At 72.2% G+C, this 16,566-nt stretch carries 18 protein-coding genes and 1 riboswitch; of the genes, 4 read left to right on the top strand and 14 right to left on the bottom strand.

The genetic code is table 11. The features are described 5' to 3' along the window. The first annotated feature begins 57 nt into the window (after positions 1 to 57). The gene (locus AC3A3H_RS05805) at positions 58 to 2,220 is read left to right on the top strand and encodes a DUF7507 domain-containing protein (RefSeq protein ID WP_487613597.1); all 2,163 of its coding nucleotides are present in this window, start codon (positions 58 to 60) and stop codon (positions 2,218 to 2,220) included. A 70-nt stretch (positions 2,221 to 2,290) separates the two neighbouring features. On the opposite strand, the gene AC3A3H_RS05810 is transcribed toward AC3A3H_RS05805, so the two are convergent. The 7 genes from AC3A3H_RS05810 to dinB form a co-directional block, all read right to left on the bottom strand. Next, on the bottom strand, positions 2,291 to 2,557 hold the full coding sequence (locus AC3A3H_RS05810; protein WP_487613598.1) for a hypothetical protein: 267 nt from the start codon (positions 2,555 to 2,557) through the stop codon (positions 2,291 to 2,293). Continuing rightward, positions 2,554 to 3,174, bottom strand: a complete 621-nt coding sequence (locus tag AC3A3H_RS05815) for a nucleoside/nucleotide kinase family protein (RefSeq protein WP_487613599.1) — start codon at positions 3,172 to 3,174, stop codon at positions 2,554 to 2,556. Before AC3A3H_RS05815 ends, AC3A3H_RS05810 begins: the two co-directional genes overlap by 4 nt. Beyond that, a complete protein-coding gene (locus AC3A3H_RS05820; protein WP_487613600.1) occupies positions 3,158 to 3,937 on the bottom strand; it encodes an energy-coupling factor transporter transmembrane component T family protein in 780 nt (259 codons plus the stop codon). Before AC3A3H_RS05820 ends, AC3A3H_RS05815 begins: the two co-directional genes overlap by 17 nt. Beyond that, positions 3,934 to 5,469: an ABC transporter ATP-binding protein gene (locus AC3A3H_RS05825; RefSeq protein WP_487613601.1), complete on the bottom strand. Its 1,536-nt coding sequence runs from the start codon at positions 5,467 to 5,469 to the stop codon at positions 3,934 to 3,936. Before AC3A3H_RS05825 ends, AC3A3H_RS05820 begins: the two co-directional genes overlap by 4 nt. 20 nt (positions 5,470 to 5,489) lie before the next feature. Further along, positions 5,490 to 6,110, bottom strand: a complete 621-nt coding sequence (locus tag AC3A3H_RS05830; protein ID WP_487613602.1) for an ECF transporter S component — start codon at positions 6,108 to 6,110, stop codon at positions 5,490 to 5,492. Between the two features lie 33 nt (positions 6,111 to 6,143). Further along, positions 6,144 to 6,254: riboswitch (TPP riboswitch) on the bottom strand. Between the two features lie 36 nt (positions 6,255 to 6,290). Continuing rightward, positions 6,291 to 6,620: a GerW family sporulation protein gene (locus AC3A3H_RS05835; protein WP_487613603.1), complete on the bottom strand. Its 330-nt coding sequence runs from the start codon at positions 6,618 to 6,620 to the stop codon at positions 6,291 to 6,293. Between the two features lie 54 nt (positions 6,621 to 6,674). Beyond that, positions 6,675 to 7,949: a DNA polymerase IV gene (dinB, locus tag AC3A3H_RS05840; RefSeq protein ID WP_487613604.1), complete on the bottom strand. Its 1,275-nt coding sequence runs from the start codon at positions 7,947 to 7,949 to the stop codon at positions 6,675 to 6,677. A gap of 96 nt (positions 7,950 to 8,045) precedes the next feature. On the opposite strand from dinB, the gene AC3A3H_RS05845 reads away from it, so the two are divergent. Next, positions 8,046 to 9,050, top strand: a complete 1,005-nt coding sequence (locus tag AC3A3H_RS05845; protein WP_487613605.1) for an aldo/keto reductase family protein — start codon at positions 8,046 to 8,048, stop codon at positions 9,048 to 9,050. A gap of 35 nt (positions 9,051 to 9,085) precedes the next feature. Here the strand turns inward: AC3A3H_RS05845 and AC3A3H_RS05850 are convergent, their stop codons facing one another. The 5 genes from AC3A3H_RS05850 to AC3A3H_RS05870 form a co-directional block, all read right to left on the bottom strand. Then, positions 9,086 to 9,712, bottom strand: coding sequence for a hypothetical protein (locus AC3A3H_RS05850; RefSeq protein WP_487613606.1), 627 nt, complete (start codon positions 9,710 to 9,712; stop codon positions 9,086 to 9,088). Between the two features lie 75 nt (positions 9,713 to 9,787). Next, positions 9,788 to 10,324 carry a DUF1697 domain-containing protein gene (locus AC3A3H_RS05855; protein ID WP_487613607.1) on the bottom strand — a complete coding sequence of 179 codons (537 nt, stop codon included), beginning with the start codon at positions 10,322 to 10,324 and terminating at the stop codon, positions 9,788 to 9,790. Between the two features lie 3 nt (positions 10,325 to 10,327). Further along, a complete protein-coding gene (locus AC3A3H_RS05860; protein WP_487613608.1) occupies positions 10,328 to 10,639 on the bottom strand; it encodes a hypothetical protein in 312 nt (103 codons plus the stop codon). A gap of 17 nt (positions 10,640 to 10,656) precedes the next feature. Further along, positions 10,657 to 11,418, bottom strand: coding sequence for a YidC/Oxa1 family membrane protein insertase (locus tag AC3A3H_RS05865; protein ID WP_487613609.1), 762 nt, complete (start codon positions 11,416 to 11,418; stop codon positions 10,657 to 10,659). A 67-nt stretch (positions 11,419 to 11,485) separates the two neighbouring features. Next, complete coding sequence (locus AC3A3H_RS05870) at positions 11,486 to 11,824, bottom strand: DUF6412 domain-containing protein (protein ID WP_487613610.1); 339 nt, start codon at positions 11,822 to 11,824, stop codon at positions 11,486 to 11,488. Between the two features lie 86 nt (positions 11,825 to 11,910). Here AC3A3H_RS05870 and AC3A3H_RS05875 point away from each other — a divergent pair, with 86 nt between their 5' ends. Further along, positions 11,911 to 12,576, top strand: coding sequence for an SDR family oxidoreductase (locus tag AC3A3H_RS05875; RefSeq protein WP_487613611.1), 666 nt, complete (start codon positions 11,911 to 11,913; stop codon positions 12,574 to 12,576). A gap of 10 nt (positions 12,577 to 12,586) precedes the next feature. Beyond that, positions 12,587 to 14,290 carry a long-chain-fatty-acid--CoA ligase gene (locus AC3A3H_RS05880; protein WP_487613612.1) on the top strand — a complete coding sequence of 568 codons (1,704 nt, stop codon included), beginning with the start codon at positions 12,587 to 12,589 and terminating at the stop codon, positions 14,288 to 14,290. A gap of 22 nt (positions 14,291 to 14,312) precedes the next feature. On the opposite strand, the gene AC3A3H_RS05885 is transcribed toward AC3A3H_RS05880, so the two are convergent. Further along, positions 14,313 to 14,747, bottom strand: a complete 435-nt coding sequence (locus AC3A3H_RS05885; RefSeq protein ID WP_487613668.1) for a PaaI family thioesterase — start codon at positions 14,745 to 14,747, stop codon at positions 14,313 to 14,315. Between the two features lie 53 nt (positions 14,748 to 14,800). Beyond that, positions 14,801 to 16,555 carry an APC family permease gene (locus tag AC3A3H_RS05890; RefSeq protein ID WP_487613613.1) on the bottom strand — a complete coding sequence of 585 codons (1,755 nt, stop codon included), beginning with the start codon at positions 16,553 to 16,555 and terminating at the stop codon, positions 14,801 to 14,803. Positions 16,556 to 16,566: the final 11 nt, after the last annotated feature.

A 16,566-nucleotide genomic window follows, 5' to 3' on the forward strand; every position in this document is an offset into this window, starting at 1 on the left:
CCCTCACGCGACTCGCCTTCCGCGATCCGCGCTGATGCAACGACTGAAAGGGTGGCAATGCCCACATCCGCGATCGCCGCGAAACGCGCGGTTCGCCCCGGCCTCATCCTCGCGATGGTCTCCGCACTCCTGGTGTCGCTCGTCGCGATGGCCGGACCGACGGGCCAGGCGCGAGCCGCCGGGGCGCTCCTCTGCACCGGCAACTCCCTCTTCGGAATCGTGCCGGGAGACCCGAGCGCTGCCGAATACGCCAGTGTGATCGGCATCGCCGGCGATTCGGTCGGCGACCCGGAACTGGCCGCCGGGGTCACGTCGGTCAGCACGATCGCCGGGGTCGGCCCGAACGGTCTCGGCATCGCTGTGGGAGGGCTCGCCGCCTACGCCGCGTCCGACAACGGGACCGTCATCCAGGGCTACGACGCCACGAGCGGCACCTGGACGTCGTATCCGGGCAAGTCGGGCGTGGGGTCGGTCGTGACCGGAGGAGCCGTCGACCCCACCAGCGGGATCTACTACTTCGGCGACGTCGGAACCGACGGCGTCACCGGCCAGCTCTGGGGCTTCGACACGACGACGGAGCAGATGGTCAGCCCCTCACCCCTCGTCACCTTCCCCGCGACGGCCGGCCAGAACAACGGCGACATCGCATTCGACGGCGGCGGCAACCTCTACATCGTCACCTCGTCGGCGACCGCAGGCACCCTGGAGACGATCAGCGGGCCGCTCCCTCGGACGGCGGCGCAGGCCGCGACGCTGGCCCCGACCGTTCTGAGCACGTTCGCCGTGCCGGCCGCCACCGCCCTCAACGGGATCGCGTTCGACGGGTCAGGGACGCTGTACCTCAGCCAGTCGTCGACGAACGGCATCTTCTCGATCGACCCGGGCACCGGCGCGGCCATCGGGGCGCTGACTCCGCTTCCGGTCTCGCTGACGGGGAGCGCGGGAACGGGCATCGTCGACCTGGCGAGCTGCGGCTTCCCGCCTGCCGTCAGCGCTCAGAAGAACGTCGTCTCGCGCGTGAACGCCACCGACCAGTTCGCCCTCCAGGTCACCGGCCCGACGGTGAGCGTCCCCGCTGTCGCCACCACCGTCGGCACCGCGACCGGGCTGCAGCAGACCACCGATGGTCGCGTCCTCCAGGCGGGACCAGCGCTCGCCCGGTTCGGCGACACCTACACCGCCACCGAGACGGCTGCGGGCACGACCGACCTGACCCAGTACCTCTCCTCGTATCGCTGCGTGGACTCGGTCAACCCGGGCAACCCGCAGTTCCCGATCACGGGTGCGGGCACCACGGTCTCCTTCCCGCTCGCCGACTTCGCCGGCGAGTCGCCGTCGGTCGTCTGCACGTTCATCAACGAGGCGCGTGCAGCGGCGCTGGGCCTGACGAAGACAGCCAGCCCGGCGACCATCAGCACCGCAGGCGAGACCGTCACGTACACCTACACGGTGACGAACACCGGCAACACTCCCCTGTCGGCGATCTCCGTCGCCGAGACGGCCTTCACCGGCACGGGGACGGCGCCCGCGCCGAACTGCCCGCAGACGGCACTCGCTCCCGCGGCCAGTGAGCAGTGCACCGCGACCTATGTGGCGACAGCCGCGGATGTCGATGCCGGGTCCATCTCGAACACCGCTGTCGCATCCGGGCAGGACTCCGTGATCGGCGCCGTCTCGAGCGCGGCCGCGACCGCAGCGGTCACGGCGGACCAGGCGCCCGCCCTGACCCTCGAGAAGAAGGCGGACACGACCACCATCACCGGCGCAGGACAGCCCATCGCCTACTCGTTCGTGGTCACGAACACCGGAAACGTCACCCTGACCGCGGTCGGGATCACGGAGCAGGACTTCTCCGGCACGGGTGGGCCGCTGACCGTGACCTGCCCGGCGGACACGACGCTGGCGGCGGGTGCCTCGCTGACCTGCACCGCGGACTACACGGCGACCGACGCCGACTACGCGGCGGGCCGGATCAGCAACTCCGCCACAGCGGACGCGACCGATCCGACGGGCGCCGCGGTGCAGTCGGCGGAGTCCACCGCGGTGGTGGACGCCGTCCGCCTGCCCGTCCAGAACCCGCCGGCGGCGAACCCTCCGCTGGCCGACACCGGTAGCGACGTGGCGGCCTGGCTCGCGCCGCTGGCCGGCCTGCTCGCCCTCGCCGGCGTGAGTCTGGCGATCATCGCGGCACGGCGCAGGACGGGTCCCACGCAGGACTGAGCCGGTGCTCGGCTGAGCCGACGCAGGAAGCCCCGGGGGTCGTCGTCCCCCGGGGCTTCGTGCTGAGCCGCTAGAGCGACTCCTCGTCCTTGTCGGTCTCGACCGGGTCGCTGTCGGGAGCGTCGAAGTGGTACGAGACGTAGCGCTCGCCGTTGACAGTGCGCTCCTCCCCCGCGACGTACCAGAACAGCGACTCGAGGCCTTCGATCGCGGCGACCGCGCCGATCCGCTCGTCCACCTTCCCGCCGACGAGGAAGCGGCGCTCGGCCGTGCCGACGAGGGGGCCGTCGGCGTATTCGACGATGTACTCAGGGTCGGAGTGGGGTGTCTCGCTCATGGCACCACCGTAGCCCCCGGGGCGCGCCGGGGTGGAGAGCCGATCGGCCAGTCGGTGACGTCCAGGACGAGGTCGGCGCGGGCGCGGGGGTGCTCACGCGCCAGGTACTCCTCGAACTCGGACTGCCACTGATCCCAGTGCGAGGCGAAGCCGGCGCCGTCCCGGTCGAGCGCCCGGGTCTTGCGCAGGGTGTCGTCGGCGTCGAGCCAGAGCGCCAGGTGCGCCCGGCGGACGTTCGCGGCGGCGAGCGTTCCGCAGCCCTCGACGATCAGCGCGCCGGGCGCGGACACCTCGTGCCACTCGGCCGGCCGCTCATCCACCCAGTCCCAGCGGCGCCAGCGGCCGCGGCCGGTCGCGGCGAGCGGTTCGAGGAGGTCGGCGGCCAGGGCGCCGCTCGCGGCCAGCAGGCCGTCCCAGCCCGGGTAGAGGTCGTCCATGCGCACCAGCCGGGGCCGGTCGGCGGCGGGCCAGCGACGGACGAGCAGATCGGCGAGGGAGCTCTTCCCCGCCCCGCTCGGGCCGTCGATCAGCACGACCGGCGGCGCGTCGCCGGCCGACTCGACCGCGTCGGCGACGGCGGCGAGCAGCGCGGGCAACTGCTCAGGATCCCAGGACATTCCAGCTCCCCACCGCGATCGCGACCGCCGCGGCCGTGCCGGCGACCAGGACGGCGACCACGAGCGTCACCCAGTCCCGGGCGCGGAACACCGACGGGCGCGCCCAGGTGCGGGCGATCGGCGCACCGAAGCCGCGGGCCTCCATCGCGGTCGCGAGCTTCGACCCGCGGCGGATCGAGAGCACGAACAGCGAGAACGACTGGCCGAGGAAGCGCCGCAACGCCCCGGTCTCCGCCACGCCGCGCGCCCGGCGCGCGAGAGTGAGCGCCCGCCAGTCGTCGACGAACAGGCCCACCAGCCGCAGGCCCGCCAGACCGCCGAGCACGAAGCGCGCGGGCAGTCTCAGCAGCTGCGCCAGACCGTCGGCGAGGTCGGTGGGGTCGATGGTCACGAACAGCAGCACGGCAGGTAGGCCGATCGCGAGGACGCGCAGCAACGTCGCCAGCCCCAGCTGCAGCGACCCGTCGCTGACTTCGATCGCCCACCAGTGCAGGTGGACGACGCCGCTGGAGCGGCCGTAGAGCGCGGTCGTCAGGCCGGCGAGCGGCGCTGCGATCAGGACGGGCGCGGTGCGCACGAGCAGCACGCGCGCCGGGATGGCGGCGAAGCAGAGCAGCACGAGCTCAAGGGCCAGGGCGACACCGGCGGACACCGGGTCGATGGACACCAGCAGCACGGCGGTGACGATCATCGCGGCGCCGAGCTTGGAGACGGGGTTGAGGGTGGCGAGCGGACCGCTGCGCACCGGTTCGGCGATGGTCACGCGACGGCCTCCCTCGCGACGGCGAGCGGCAGCTCGTCCGCACCGATCGCCGCGGCGAACTCGGCGTCGTGCGTCGCGGCGACGACGGCGTGGCCCTCGTCGCGCAGGCCGGCGATCAGGTCGACCAGCCGGCGCCAGGTGGTGGCGTCCTGGCCGTAGGTCGGCTCGTCCAGCACCAGGAAGCGCGGGCGCGTCGCCAGAGCTGTCGCGACCGACAGCCGGCGCTTCTGGCCGCCGGACAGCGTGAACGGGTTCGCGTCCGCGAGCGCGGAGAGCCCCAGGGCGTCCAGGAGTTGCTCGACGCGCGCGGCGGTCTCCTCCGGCGCCAGTGCGAGCGCGCGCGGTCCGGCCGCGAGCTCGTCGCGCACTCTGGCGGCGATGAACTGGTGCTCGGGGTTCTGGAAGACGGTGCCGATCCGGGTGAGCAGCTCGCGCGAGCGCCAGACGGCCGGAGCGGAGGCCGCTCGACCGGCCAGCGCTGGCGCGGCGGTCAGCTCGCCGCCGAGCGGCGGCAGCAGGCCGCCCAGGGTCAGCGCGAGCGTCGACTTGCCGACCCCGCTCGGTCCGGTGAGCGCCAGGGCCGAGCCTTCGGCGATCGTCAGGTCCGCGCGGAACGGCAGGGCGTGCCCGACCAGCTCACCGCCGCGCTCGGCGCGCCTGCGCGCACGTCGCCCGGCGAACAGGGGCGCCCGGCCGACCGCGAGCGACCGCGCCTCCAGCAAGGGCGCCCCTGCTGCGACCCGACGCGCCGTCGGCACGGGCTCGTCCGGCAGCCACACGCCGGCGTCGCGCAACCGCCCTGCGGTGTCGGCCAGAACGGCGTCCGGCGCTCCGTCGGCGAGCACTCCGCCCGCGGCATCGAGCACGATCACCCGATCCACGAGCTCCCGCCACACGGCGACCCGGTGCTCCACGACGATCAGGGTCGCCCCGGTGCGGGCGAGCACGGCGGCGACGGCGTCCCTGACCTCGCGTGCGCCGTCGGGGTCGAGGTTCGCGGTCGGCTCATCCAGCAGCAGCAGCCCCGGCCGCATGGCGAGCAGTCCCGCCAGTGCGAGCCGCTGCTTCTGGCCTCCGGAGAGCTGCGCTGTCGAACGGTCGAGCGGGAGGTCGAGCCCGACCGCGTCCAGCGACCACCGCACGCGCGACCACAGCTCGTCCCGCGGCACGCCGAGGTTCTCGCCGGCGAACGCAACGTCGTCGCCGACGCGCGCCAGGATCACCTGCGCGTCCGGATCCTGCAGCAGCAGGCCCGAACGGCCACGCGACTCCGCGGGCGCACGGCCGTCGAGCCGGAGGTCGCCCTCCGCCTCGCCGTCGTCGTCACCGCCCAGCACGCCGGCGAGCCCGGCGAGCAGCGTCGATTTGCCCGCGCCCGACGCGCCGAGCAGGAGCACACGCTCCCCCGGCTCGATCGACAGGCTCAGCCCGCGGACCGCCCAGGCCGCACGGCCGGCGTGCCGCCAGCCCCAGTCGCCGACATGGACGGCGACCGGGGCCGGCTGCGGGCCGGCCGGTTCCGTGTCCGGCATCACAGCCTCCCGGCCGCCGGCTAGACCCGTCCCGTGACCTCGCGGCCGGCCGCGAAGCGGTTCAGGGCGCCGGTGCGCGCCAGCGCCTTTACCAGCAGCCAGGACCCGAGGCCGGCGACGACCACGCCGGAGACGGTCGTCGTGATCGTGTACACGATCGCGAACTCCGGCTTGGCCCCCGGGTAGGAGTACAGCAGGTCGAGGATCGACTCCGCGAGGCCGGTGCCCGCTCCCGCGAGCAGGGCGGTGCCCAGGCCCCAGCTCCGGTAGAGGAACAGGGCGAAGACGATCTCGGCGCCGAGACCCTGCACCACGCCGGACAGCAGCGTGGCGAAGCCCCACTGCGTGCCGATGAGCATGGAGACGACGGCCGCGAGGATCTCGCCGTAGAGCGCGGCGCCCGGCTTGCGGACGATCAGCGCGACGAGCACGCCGGCGAACAGCCACGGGCCGTTCAGGATGCCCTGGAAGCCCGGGAGGAGGGCGGTCACCGGGCCCGAGATGGGGTTGTAGGCCTGTCCCCAGACCCAGAAGACGACGCCGGCCGCGACGGCCACGACGCTGGCGACGACGATGTCGACGACCCGCCAGCGCAGGATGCGCTTGGACGGCGCGGAGACGGACGAAATGGTTGCGTGCACTGTTCGTGCCCTTTCTGTTCAGAAATGAGGGCACGGGATGTGAGATGGCCTCCCTGCGCTGGCATGACCCAGATCAGGTTCGACGGTCGAAACTTGGAGAAGCTTCCTCTCAGCCCGGCTCACCGGACTCCCGTGTTCAGGAGCCCAGTGTAGCCGGACGGAGAACGTCGCGCGTGCGCGTCAGCGCTTGAGCGCGCGGATGACGCGGGCCCAGGCGTGGCCGGCCACCCACACGAACGGGATGGCGACCGCGAGCAGGGTGATCAGGTTCGGCCGGAAGCGCACCCCGGTCTCGTCGCTCACGTATGCGCCGAACGGAACCGCCACACCGCCGCCACCCGCTCCGCCGGGAGCGGAGTCTTCGCCGGGGCCTTCGCCGGCGCCGAAGCCGAACTGCACGGCGGCGACGGGGACGATCGTGGTGCCGTCGACGACGATCGGCTCGCCGTACACCGACTTGATTCCGGAGGAGCTCATCGTCTCGGCGAGCTTGAGGGAGAGGTTCGTCATGGGTTCACCGTACCCGCCGCCCTCCGGTGTGACCAGGGCGGTTGTGGTCCGCGCTTAGTCGCTGAGCCAGCGTGGGTTGCGGCCGTCGCGTTCGCCCTCTTCGGCGTCGCGCGACCTCTTGACCAGGGAGGCCGGCCCGATCGTGCCACGCCCGAACCGCGCACTCACGGCGTCGAGGGTGCGTTCGGCCTCCCGCCACTCCTCGTCGGGGTCCCACAGCGCGAGCGCGTCCCCTCCGGCGTCGGCGAGCTGTTCGGCCCGCACGCCGATCAGCCGGATCGGAGTCGACCTCAGGTCGAGGCCGAGGGCCTCGAACACGTCCCAGGCCTCCTCGAACAGCCGTCGCCCGACGTTCGTCGGCTCGGCCAGCGTCCGCGAACGCGTGATGGTGCGGAAGTCGGAGAAGCGCACCTTGATCGCGATGGTGCGGCCGACCATCCCGTGCTTTCGCAGCCGCTCGCCGACCCGGCCCGACAGCCGCAGCAGTTCGCGGCGCAGGGTGTCGGCGTCGTCGACGTCGACGGAGAAGGTGTTCTCGTGGCCGATGCTCTTCTCGCGGGAGACCGTGATCACGCGGCGCGGATCGCGCCCGTTGGCGAGCTCGTGCAGTCGGTTCGCCGTCGCGTCGCCGACGGCGCGCTGCAGGACGGCGTACGGCGCGTCCGCGAGGTCCGCGACCGTGCGCATCCCCATCCGCTCCAGCGACGCCTGGGTGCTGGCGCCGACGCCCCAGAGCGCGCCCACCGGAAGCGGCCGCAGATACGCCACCGTGTCGGCCGGCGGGATGACGAGCATGCCGTCGGGCTTGGCGTGGCCCGAAGCGAGCTTGGCCATGAACTTGGTCCCGGCGACGCCGACCGAGCAGGTCAGCCCGGTCTCCTCCTGCACGCGCGAGCGGATCAGCTCGGCGATCCGCCGCGGCGAGCCGAGCAGCCGGCGCGCGCCCGCGACATCGAGGAACGCCTCGTCGATGCTGAGCGGCTCGACCAGTGGCGTCACCTCGTGGAAGATGTCCATCACCTTGGCGGAGTACTCGGTGTATTTCTCGTAGTGCGGCGGCAGGATGATCGCGGTCGGGCAGAGCCGGAGCGCCTGCGAGACCGGCATGGCGCTGCGCACGCCGAACCGGCGCGCCTCGTAGGTGGCGCTGGTGACCACGCCTCGTCCGCCCGCGTGCCCGACGATCGCGGGCTTGCCGCGCGCGTCCGGCCGGTCGAGCAGTTCGACGGAGGCGAAGAAGGCATCCATGTCGACGTGCAGGATCGTGGCGTCGGCGTCGTCGACGTCGGCGGTCGTCACCCGCCGGTCGCTGCCGTCCGTCTTGCCCATCGACACATCCTCCCGTCCCGCCGTCCCACCGCCATCCTCCCATCCGGCGACGACATCCGGGCGGCGGGGGTCTGCCGCCCGCGCTAGCGTAAGAGCATGGAATTCAGATACCTCGGCGACAGCGGTCTCAAGATCTCGGAGATCATCTACGGCAACTGGCTCACCCACGCCTCGCAGGTCGAGAACGAGACGGCGACGCAGTGCGTCCACGCCGCCCTCGACGCGGGCATCACCACTTTCGACACCGCCGACGCCTACGCGAACACGGCGGCGGAGCAGGTCCTTGGCGACGCCCTGAAGGGCCAGCGCCGGCAGTCGCTGGAGATCTTCACGAAGGTCTACTGGCCCACCGGCCCCAAGGGCCCCAACGACACCGGCCTCTCGCGCAAGCACATCCTGGAGTCGATCGACGGCTCGCTCACCCGGCTCGGCACGGACTACGTCGACCTCTACCAGGCGCACCGGTTCGACTACGAGACGCCGCTGGAGGAGACGATGCAGGCCTTCGCCGACATCGTCCGCCAGGGCAAGGCGCTATACATCGGCGTCAGCGAGTGGACGGCGGACCAGCTCCGCGCCGGGCACGCGCTGGCGAAGCAGCTCGGCTTCCAGCTCATCTCCAACCAGCCGCAGTACTCGATGCTCTGGCGGGTGATCGAGGGCCAGGTCGTGCCGACCTCCGCTGAGCTCGGCATCTCCCAGATCGTCTGGTCTCCGGTCGCGCAGGGCGTGCTCACCGGCAAGTACCTGCCCGGCGCTCCGCTGCCCGAGGGCAGCCGGGCGTCCGACGACAAGGGCGGCGCCAACGCGATCAAGGACTTCCTCCGCGACGACGTGCTCACCGCCGTCCAGCGGCTGAAGCCGATCGCCGACGAGCTCGGCGCCACGATGGCGCAGCTCGCGATCGCCTGGGTGCTGCAGAACCCGAACGTGTCCGGCGCGATCGTCGGCGCGTCCCGCCCGGAGCAGGTGGCCTCCAACGCCAAGGCGGCGGGCGTGCGGCTCAGCGGCGACGTGCTCGCGCGCATCGACGAGGCGGTCGGCGATGTCGCGGTGTCCGACCCTGCGCGGACGACGTCGCCGGCGAGCCGGGTCGTCTGACTCTCCGAGTCGTCTGACGAACCGGCGGCCGCGCCTCACACCAGCGCGGCGACGAGCGGGCGGAACCAGTCGCGGAACGCCTGCGAGTCGTCGCGCAGGGAGGCGCTGACCACCACCGTGTGCGGCCCGACGATCCACGCGCCGCGCTCCGCGAGCGGGAGCACATCGATGTCCAGCCGGAAGTAGCCGGCCTGGCGTCGCAGATCGTGCTCCCGTTCGTGGACGACGTCGACGATGTCGGCCGCGCGCGTCGCGTGATTCTCGATGCTCGCCCTGGCGTACTCCGCCCGCCGTTCCCGCGCCCAGCCCGCCGCCGTCTCGTACTGGGCGAGCACGATGTCCTGGAGCTCGATGGCCCGGTCGAGTACGGCGAAGTGCGGAGGCTGGAGCAGTGGCGTGATCGGCCGGTGCTCCCGGTCGGCAGCGCGGTCGAACAGGGCGCGCCACTGCGTCTCGAGAACCCCTTTCGCCGCGAGGGTCGCCGCTCCCCCGCGCCGCTCCGGCGTTCCGTGGAGAGCGGGCACGACGGCGGGCGCGACCCGCGGGAGGGCCGGATCGAGGGCGTTGTCGAGCCCGGCGAGGTCGCGGAGGGCGAGCGTGATCAGCAGGTCCCAGGGACAGTCCTCGGTGACCTGCCATCGAAGCGTGCCCTCGACGAACATGCCGTCATTGTAAGAGGCGCGGGCGACGCTCAGAAGTGGGTAGTCGGCGGGCGGGAACCCACGGCGCCTTCGGGCTCAGCCGCGCCGGTCGAGTTCGGCGAGGATCCGCGCGACGGTGCGCTGGTTCCGGCCGGTCGCGACCTGCCCGAGACTGCGCCAGAACGCGGCGGGCACGACCGATTTCGAGACGCCGAGCGGGCTCCACTGGTAGACGGCCCGCTCGCCGAGCCGGACGACCTCGGGGGTCAGTTCTGCGTCGTCCGGCGCGCTCACGCCCGACGGCAGGTCGTGGTCGAAGAACGTCACGAGCAGCCGGGAGTCGTCGTCCGCGACCTCCAGCAGCGGGTTGTCGGCGGCGATGCGGCGGAAGCGCTCCTCCGCCAGCAGGACGACGCCGGCGTCCACCCCGGACGACTCCGCCAGCGCCGCCGCGACCGCGCCCGCTTGCTTCGCGGTCGGCGCGCCCGGCCCCCGGAAGACCACGTTGCCGCTCTGCAGCAGCGTGACGACGTCCTCGAAGCCGGCCGCCTCGAACGCGGCTGCGAGATCCGCCTTCGTGACCCGCGCGTTGCCGCCGACGTTGATGCCGCGGATCAGGCCGACCCCGAGCACGGCTCAGGCCTCCGCCGGCTCGGCGGCGACCAGCAGCGCGGACGGGATGGTCGCGTGCTCGTACGGCCCGCTCCCGTCCCGCCGCAGCTGCGGCTCGCTGAAGGCGACCACCCAGGTCGTGAAGCCGTCGTTCGGCAGCGAGACGTGCCGCAGGCTGCGGTCGCCGGAGGCGACGATCACCCCGGTGGGCTCACCGGGCCAGTCGTCGGACGACGGCGGCTCCCGCTCGACCACGTAGACCTGGACGCCGACGCCGAGGCCGGGCATGGCCTCCCGAGGGTCGCGGGGAGGCCGGGGACGATCACGGTTCCACATGGTTCAAGCATCCCATCTCAGTGCGACGTCGACGGCTCGGCCCTGCCCCGGTCCGGGTCGAGCAGCCGGCGCAGGGTCGCCCGCTCGACGACGGTCCACGCCGTCGAGGTCAGGATGTAGACCGCGGCGGCCAGCGGGACGAACGCCGCGAAGACCACGGTGACGTACGGCAGGAACGACAGCGCCCGCAGCACCCCGGTCGGCGCGGGCGTGCCGTCCGGCTGCGGCAGCGCCAGCACCCGGCGCGACACCGTGGTCACGACGGCGATGAGGACGAGCACACCCGCATAGACGAGGAACGCCGGCCACACCGGCGCCGCGCCCGCGAGGCCGACGAAGCTGGTGCCCAGCGGCGCGCCGAGCACGTGCTCGCCGAGCAGCCCGTTGGCGTGACCGGCGATCGTCGCGTGCGTGAACAGCGCGTAGACCAGCGAGATGACCGGGAGCTGCGCGAGCAGGGGCAGCATCCCGGCGAACGGGGAGGTGCGCTCGGCCCGGTAGAGCTCCATCGTCTTGCGGGCGAGCAGCTCGCGGTCGGCGCCGTGCTTGCGCTGGAGCTCGGCGAGGGCGGGCGCCAGGCGGCGCCGCGTGTACTCCGCGCGCACCTGGCTGACGCCGACGGGGAGGAGGACGGCGCGCACGATCATCGTCAGGACGACGATCGCCACGATGCCGGCCGCTGCGCCGGCGACCGGCTCCGCCGCTGCGGAGAGGGCGGTGACGAAGCCGTAGGCCGCGTCGAGAACGGCCGCGATCGGCGGCCACGAGAAGAAGTCCATGGGTGTATCCCTGCTGTCGGAACGTATCGGAGACGTCGTCTGGCCGCGCAGGGGCGAGGAGGCCCGGCTACGCGACCGGCAGGAGGATGCCCGGGGCTCTCGGGCGCGGGCGACCGTCGGCGTCCGGGTCGGCCTGGCTCTCCAGCAGCCAGCCGGCGACCGGCTGCAGGGGGCTCGACCACACCGCGCGAGCCCACAGCGCTGCCGCCAGCGCGGCGACCGAGCGCACGACCGCTGTCGCGACGACCGCGACCAGGCCGACGGCGCCGGCGAGACCGGCGAGGGCCACGAGACCGGAGGCGCCCGACGGCCACGCGGCAGCGTGCCACAGCGTCCACAGGCCGGAGGCGGACAGCGCGGAGCCCGGCGCGAAGACGCGCACGAAGAACTCCAGCAGTCCGCTCATGAGCACGACGCTAGCCCATCGGGCCGCAGGGCCGCTCCCCCGTTCGCCGTGAGCGGAGCGACGCCCAGGAGGAGCAAGATGGAGGCATGAGTCGAATCGCGATCGTCGGAGCCCACGGAAAAGTCGCCCAGCAGCTCATGCGGGTGCTCTACGACAGGGGCGACGACTTCGTCGGCCTCGTCCGCAGCGAGGAGCACGCCGACGACGTCTACCGGCTGGGCGGCGAGGGTCACGTGCTCGACATCGAGCAGGCCGACTCCGCGGCCATCGCGATGGCCTTCGTCGGTTGCGACGCTGTCGTGTTCTCCGCCGGCGCCGGCCCCGGCTCGGGTGTCGCCCGCAAGCGCACGGTCGACTACGCCGGCTCGGTGAAGTCCGCCGAGGCTGCGGCCTCCGCGGGCGTCCGCCGGTTCGTGCAGGTCAGCGCCTGGGGCGTCGACGCCCCGGTGGCGGCGGACGCCGACCCGCAGTGGCGCGCCTACGTGGAGGCCAAGCGCGACGCGGACGCCGACCTGCGCGCCTCCGGGCTCGACTGGACCATCCTCCGCCCCGGCGGTCTGACCTTCGACGAGGGCACCGGCCATGTGCTGCTCGGCGAGAGCGTCCCGCGTGGCGTCATCCCGCGCGAGGACGTCGCCCGGCTGATCGCGGAATGCATCGCAGACCCCTCGACGATCGGCCGCACCTGGGAGGTCGTCTCCGGCGACGTGCCGATCGAGCAGGCCGTGCGCGCACTCACCGCGGCCCCCTAGGCTTGCCGACGTGACCAGCTACAGTGACCGCCCCTGGGTCGCCGGCTACGCGCCGGGCGTTCCCGCCGACGTGGACCTGCCGGAGGGCTCCCTGGCCCACCTGATCGACGACTCCGTCGCGACCTACGGCGGCCACGTCGCGCTCGAGTTCTTCGGCGCGACGACGACCTACGCGGAACTCGGCGACCAGATCGCGCGCGCCGCGGAGGGCCTCCGCAAGCGTGGCGTGCGCAAGGGCGACCGGGTCGCGCTCGTGCTGCCGAACTGCCCCCAGCACGTCGTGGCCTTTTACGCAGCACTCCGGCTCGGCGCCGTCGTCGTGGAGCACAACCCGCTCTACACTCCGCGCGAGCTCCGGCACCAGTTCGAGGACCACGGCGCGACCGTGGCGATCGTGTGGGACAAGGCCGTCCCGATGGTCCAGGACCTCCCGGCCGACCTCGGCGTCGACACGGTCATCTCGGTGGACATCACCCGCGCGATGCCCGCCTCCAAGCGCTTCGCGCTCCGGCTGCCGATCCCCGCCGCCCGCACGGCTCGCGAGCAGCTCACCGCGAAGGTCACCGGCACGATCCCGTGGGAGACGCTCGTGTCGTCGCGCCGGCTGAAGCCGACCGTGCCGCGCCCGGAGCGCGACGACCTGGCACTCATCCAGTACACCAGCGGAACCACCGGGCGGCCGAAGGGCGTCATGCTCAGCCACCTCAACCTCGCGGTGAACGCGGCGCAGGCGCGCGCGTGGGTGCCGATGGTCGAGCGCGGCACGTCGGTCGTGTACGCGGTGCTGCCGCTGTTCCACGCCTACGGGCTCACGCTCTGTCTGACCTTCGCGATGAGCATGGGCGCGCGGCTGGTGCTGTTCCCCAAGTTCGACCCCGACCTCGTGCTCGACGTGGTGAAGAAGCGGCCGGCGACCTTCCTGCCCGCCGTGCCGCCGATCTACGAGCGCCTCGTGCAGGCCGCCGAGAAGCGGAAGGTCTCGCTGTCGGGCATCGACATCGCGATCTCCGGCGCGATGAGCCTCCCGCAGACCATCGTCGACCTCTGGGAGTCGAAGACCGGCGGCTACCTGGTGGAGGGCTACGGGCTCTCCGAATGCGCGCCCGTGCTGATGGCCAACCCGGTCGGCGCGACCCGCAAGGCGGGCACCGTCGGCCTCCCGCTGCCGGGCACCGAGCTGCGCGTCGCCGACCCGGACGACCCCGCCGTGGACCGGGAGTTCGGCGAGGAGGGCGAGCTGCTGGCCCGCGGCCCCCAGGTCTTCTCCGGCTACTGGCGCAACGCCGACGAGTCGGCCAAGGCGCTCACCGCCGACGGCTGGTTCCGCACCGGCGACATCGTCACGATGGACCCCGACGGCTTCGTCCGCATCGTCGACCGGATCAAGGAGCTCATCGTCACCGGCGGCTTCAACGTCTCCCCGACCGAGGTGGAGGACGCCCTGCGCAGCTTCGAGGGCGTCGCCGATGTCGCGGTGGTCGGCCTCCCGCATCGCCGCGGCGGCGAGGACGTGGTGGCCGCGGTCGTCATGGAGCCCGGCGCGTCGTTCGACGAGGAGGCCATCCGCGCGTACGGCCGGGACTGCCTGACCGCCTACAAGGTGCCGAAGCACGTCGTCCAGGTGGACGAGCTGCCGCGCAGCATCGTCGGCAAGGTGATCCGGCGCAAGGTGCGCGACCTGCTCGTGGCGAAACAGGAGGCGGAGAAGGCCTGACCGACGCACGGCCCGACCGGCGTCAGCCGATCGGGAACACCAGCAGCGACCCCGTCGCCGTCGCGACCGTCTTGCCGCTCCCGTCCGTGACCACCCCGTCGGCGAAGGCCACCCGGTTGCCCGGCTTGGTCACCGTCCCGCTGCAGACCAGCGGCCCGCTGCTGGCGAACACCGGCCGGAGGTAGTTCACCTTGATCTCGATCGACGTGTAGCCCTGCCCCTGCGCCAGCGTGGACTGCACCGCGCAGCCGAGCGCCGAGTCGAGCAACGTGCACACCAGGCCGCCGTGCACGGTCCCGATCGGGTTGTAGTGCGACTCGTCCGGCTCGCAGACGAACACCGCCCTGCCCGTCTCGGCCTCCGTCAGCGTCATCCCCATCAGGCTGGCGATCGGAGGCGGCGGCAGCTCCCCCGCGATCATCTTCTGCAGATACTCGAGGCCGCTCACGGTCGGCATCACGGCGACGCCCGGCGCCGGGTCCTGCCAGTGGACGGTACGGCTGCGTTCGCTCACTCGCTCCCCTTCCGCGGGAGGTCGGGATCGGCCGGCGGGAGATCCGACGGCTCGTCGACCTCTTCGAGCGTATCCGCATTGACCGGCGTCCGCCCCTCCGGCAGGTTCGAGAAGTCGGGCGCGATGACGGTCGCGGGGAGCCGGGACGCCGCCGTGCCGAACGGCAGCTCGTCGCCGACCGCGACCGGCTCCAGGATGAGGTCGTCGCTCCGCCGCGGGAGGGTCCTGCCCTGGAAGTAGTCGGGCCGGATGATCCGCCAGACGATCATCAGCACGACGCCGATCAGGATGCCGCCGATTCCGACGACGGCCTCCGCGCCGATCCCGAAGATGGTCACGTTCTTGCCGTTCTCGTCCGTGAGCCAGTCGGGCGCCGCGAACTGGATGAGCCCGTAGATGAACACCGCGAGCAGCATCAGTCCGCCGACCAGCGGGAACAGCCCGCGCATGATGGCGTGCCGGAAGCTCGTGAACAGCGTCCGGCGGTAGTACCAGACGCACGCGAAACCGGTGAGGCCGTAGTAGAACGCGATCATCAGGCCGATCGAACCGATCAGCGCGCTGAGCAGGGTGACGCTGATCGCGGTGAACACGAGGTAGAAGGCCGCAGAGACCAGGCCCATCCCGATCGTCGACCAGGTCGGCGTGAGGAACCTCGGGTGGATGCGGGCGAACTTCGCGGGGATGGCCTTGTACACCGCCATCGACAGCGTGGTGCGCGCGGTCGGCAGGATCGTCGTCTGCGTGGACGCCGACGCGGAGGTCAGGATCGAGAACCCGAGCAGGGTCATCAGGATGGCGCCGATCGGCCCGCTGCCGAACAGAGTCGGGCCGATCGCCGAGAACACGTCGCTGGAGTTCGCCGGGTTGGCGAGCCCGATGCCCTTCGTGCCGACGCCCGCGAACGCGACCGTCGCGACGGTCACGATCGCGTAGGTGCCGAGCAGGAGGAGGGTGCTGATGATCGCGGCGCGGCCCGGGGTCTTCTCCGGGTTCTTCGTCTCCTCGTTGATCGAGACGGCGGTGTCCCAGCCCCAGTAGATGAAGATCGCCGTCAGCAGCGCGGGCGCGATGGTCTGGCCGAAGTCGAGGGTGAACGGGTTGAACCACGACCATTGCGGGATCAGCGAGTACGGCTCGGCGTTGCCGGTGTAGACCTTCACGAGCGCGAAGACCGCGAACAGGATCAGGATGACGACCTCGAAGCCGAGCAGGAAGTACTGCAGCCGCGCCGAGATCTCGATGCCTCGGTAGCAGATCCAGGTCATCAGCGCGATCCAGACCAGGCCCGCTATGGTCACCGCGACGTTGTTGCTCGCGAGGTCGGCGACCGCCGGCAGGCCGAAGCCGCCGACGAACGTGAACGAGTACGCGCCCGCGATCTGGGCGAGGTTGGACATCACGATCACGTCGGCGATGATGATGCCCCAGCCGCCCATCCACCCGGTGACGGGCCCGAACGCGCGCGCCGCCCAGGTGAAGGTGGTGCCGCAGTCGGGCTCGGCCTTGTTGAGCTCCTGGTAGGCGACGGCGATCAGGTACATCGGGATGAACGCGAGCAGCACGATCCCCGGCGCCTTGACACCCGCGGCGAGCGTGCCGCCCACCACGATGAACCCGAGGCTCGCGGCGAGGCTGTAGGCGGGCGCCGTGGAGGCCACCCCGACGACCACGCCGGACACGAGGCCGAGCGCGCCGCCCTTGAGACCTTTGCCCCCGGTCTCGGTCGTGGCTGGACTGGTGGATGTCATTGCAGCACCTC

The organism is Leifsonia sp. Soil_N53 (genome assembly GCF_057655165.1).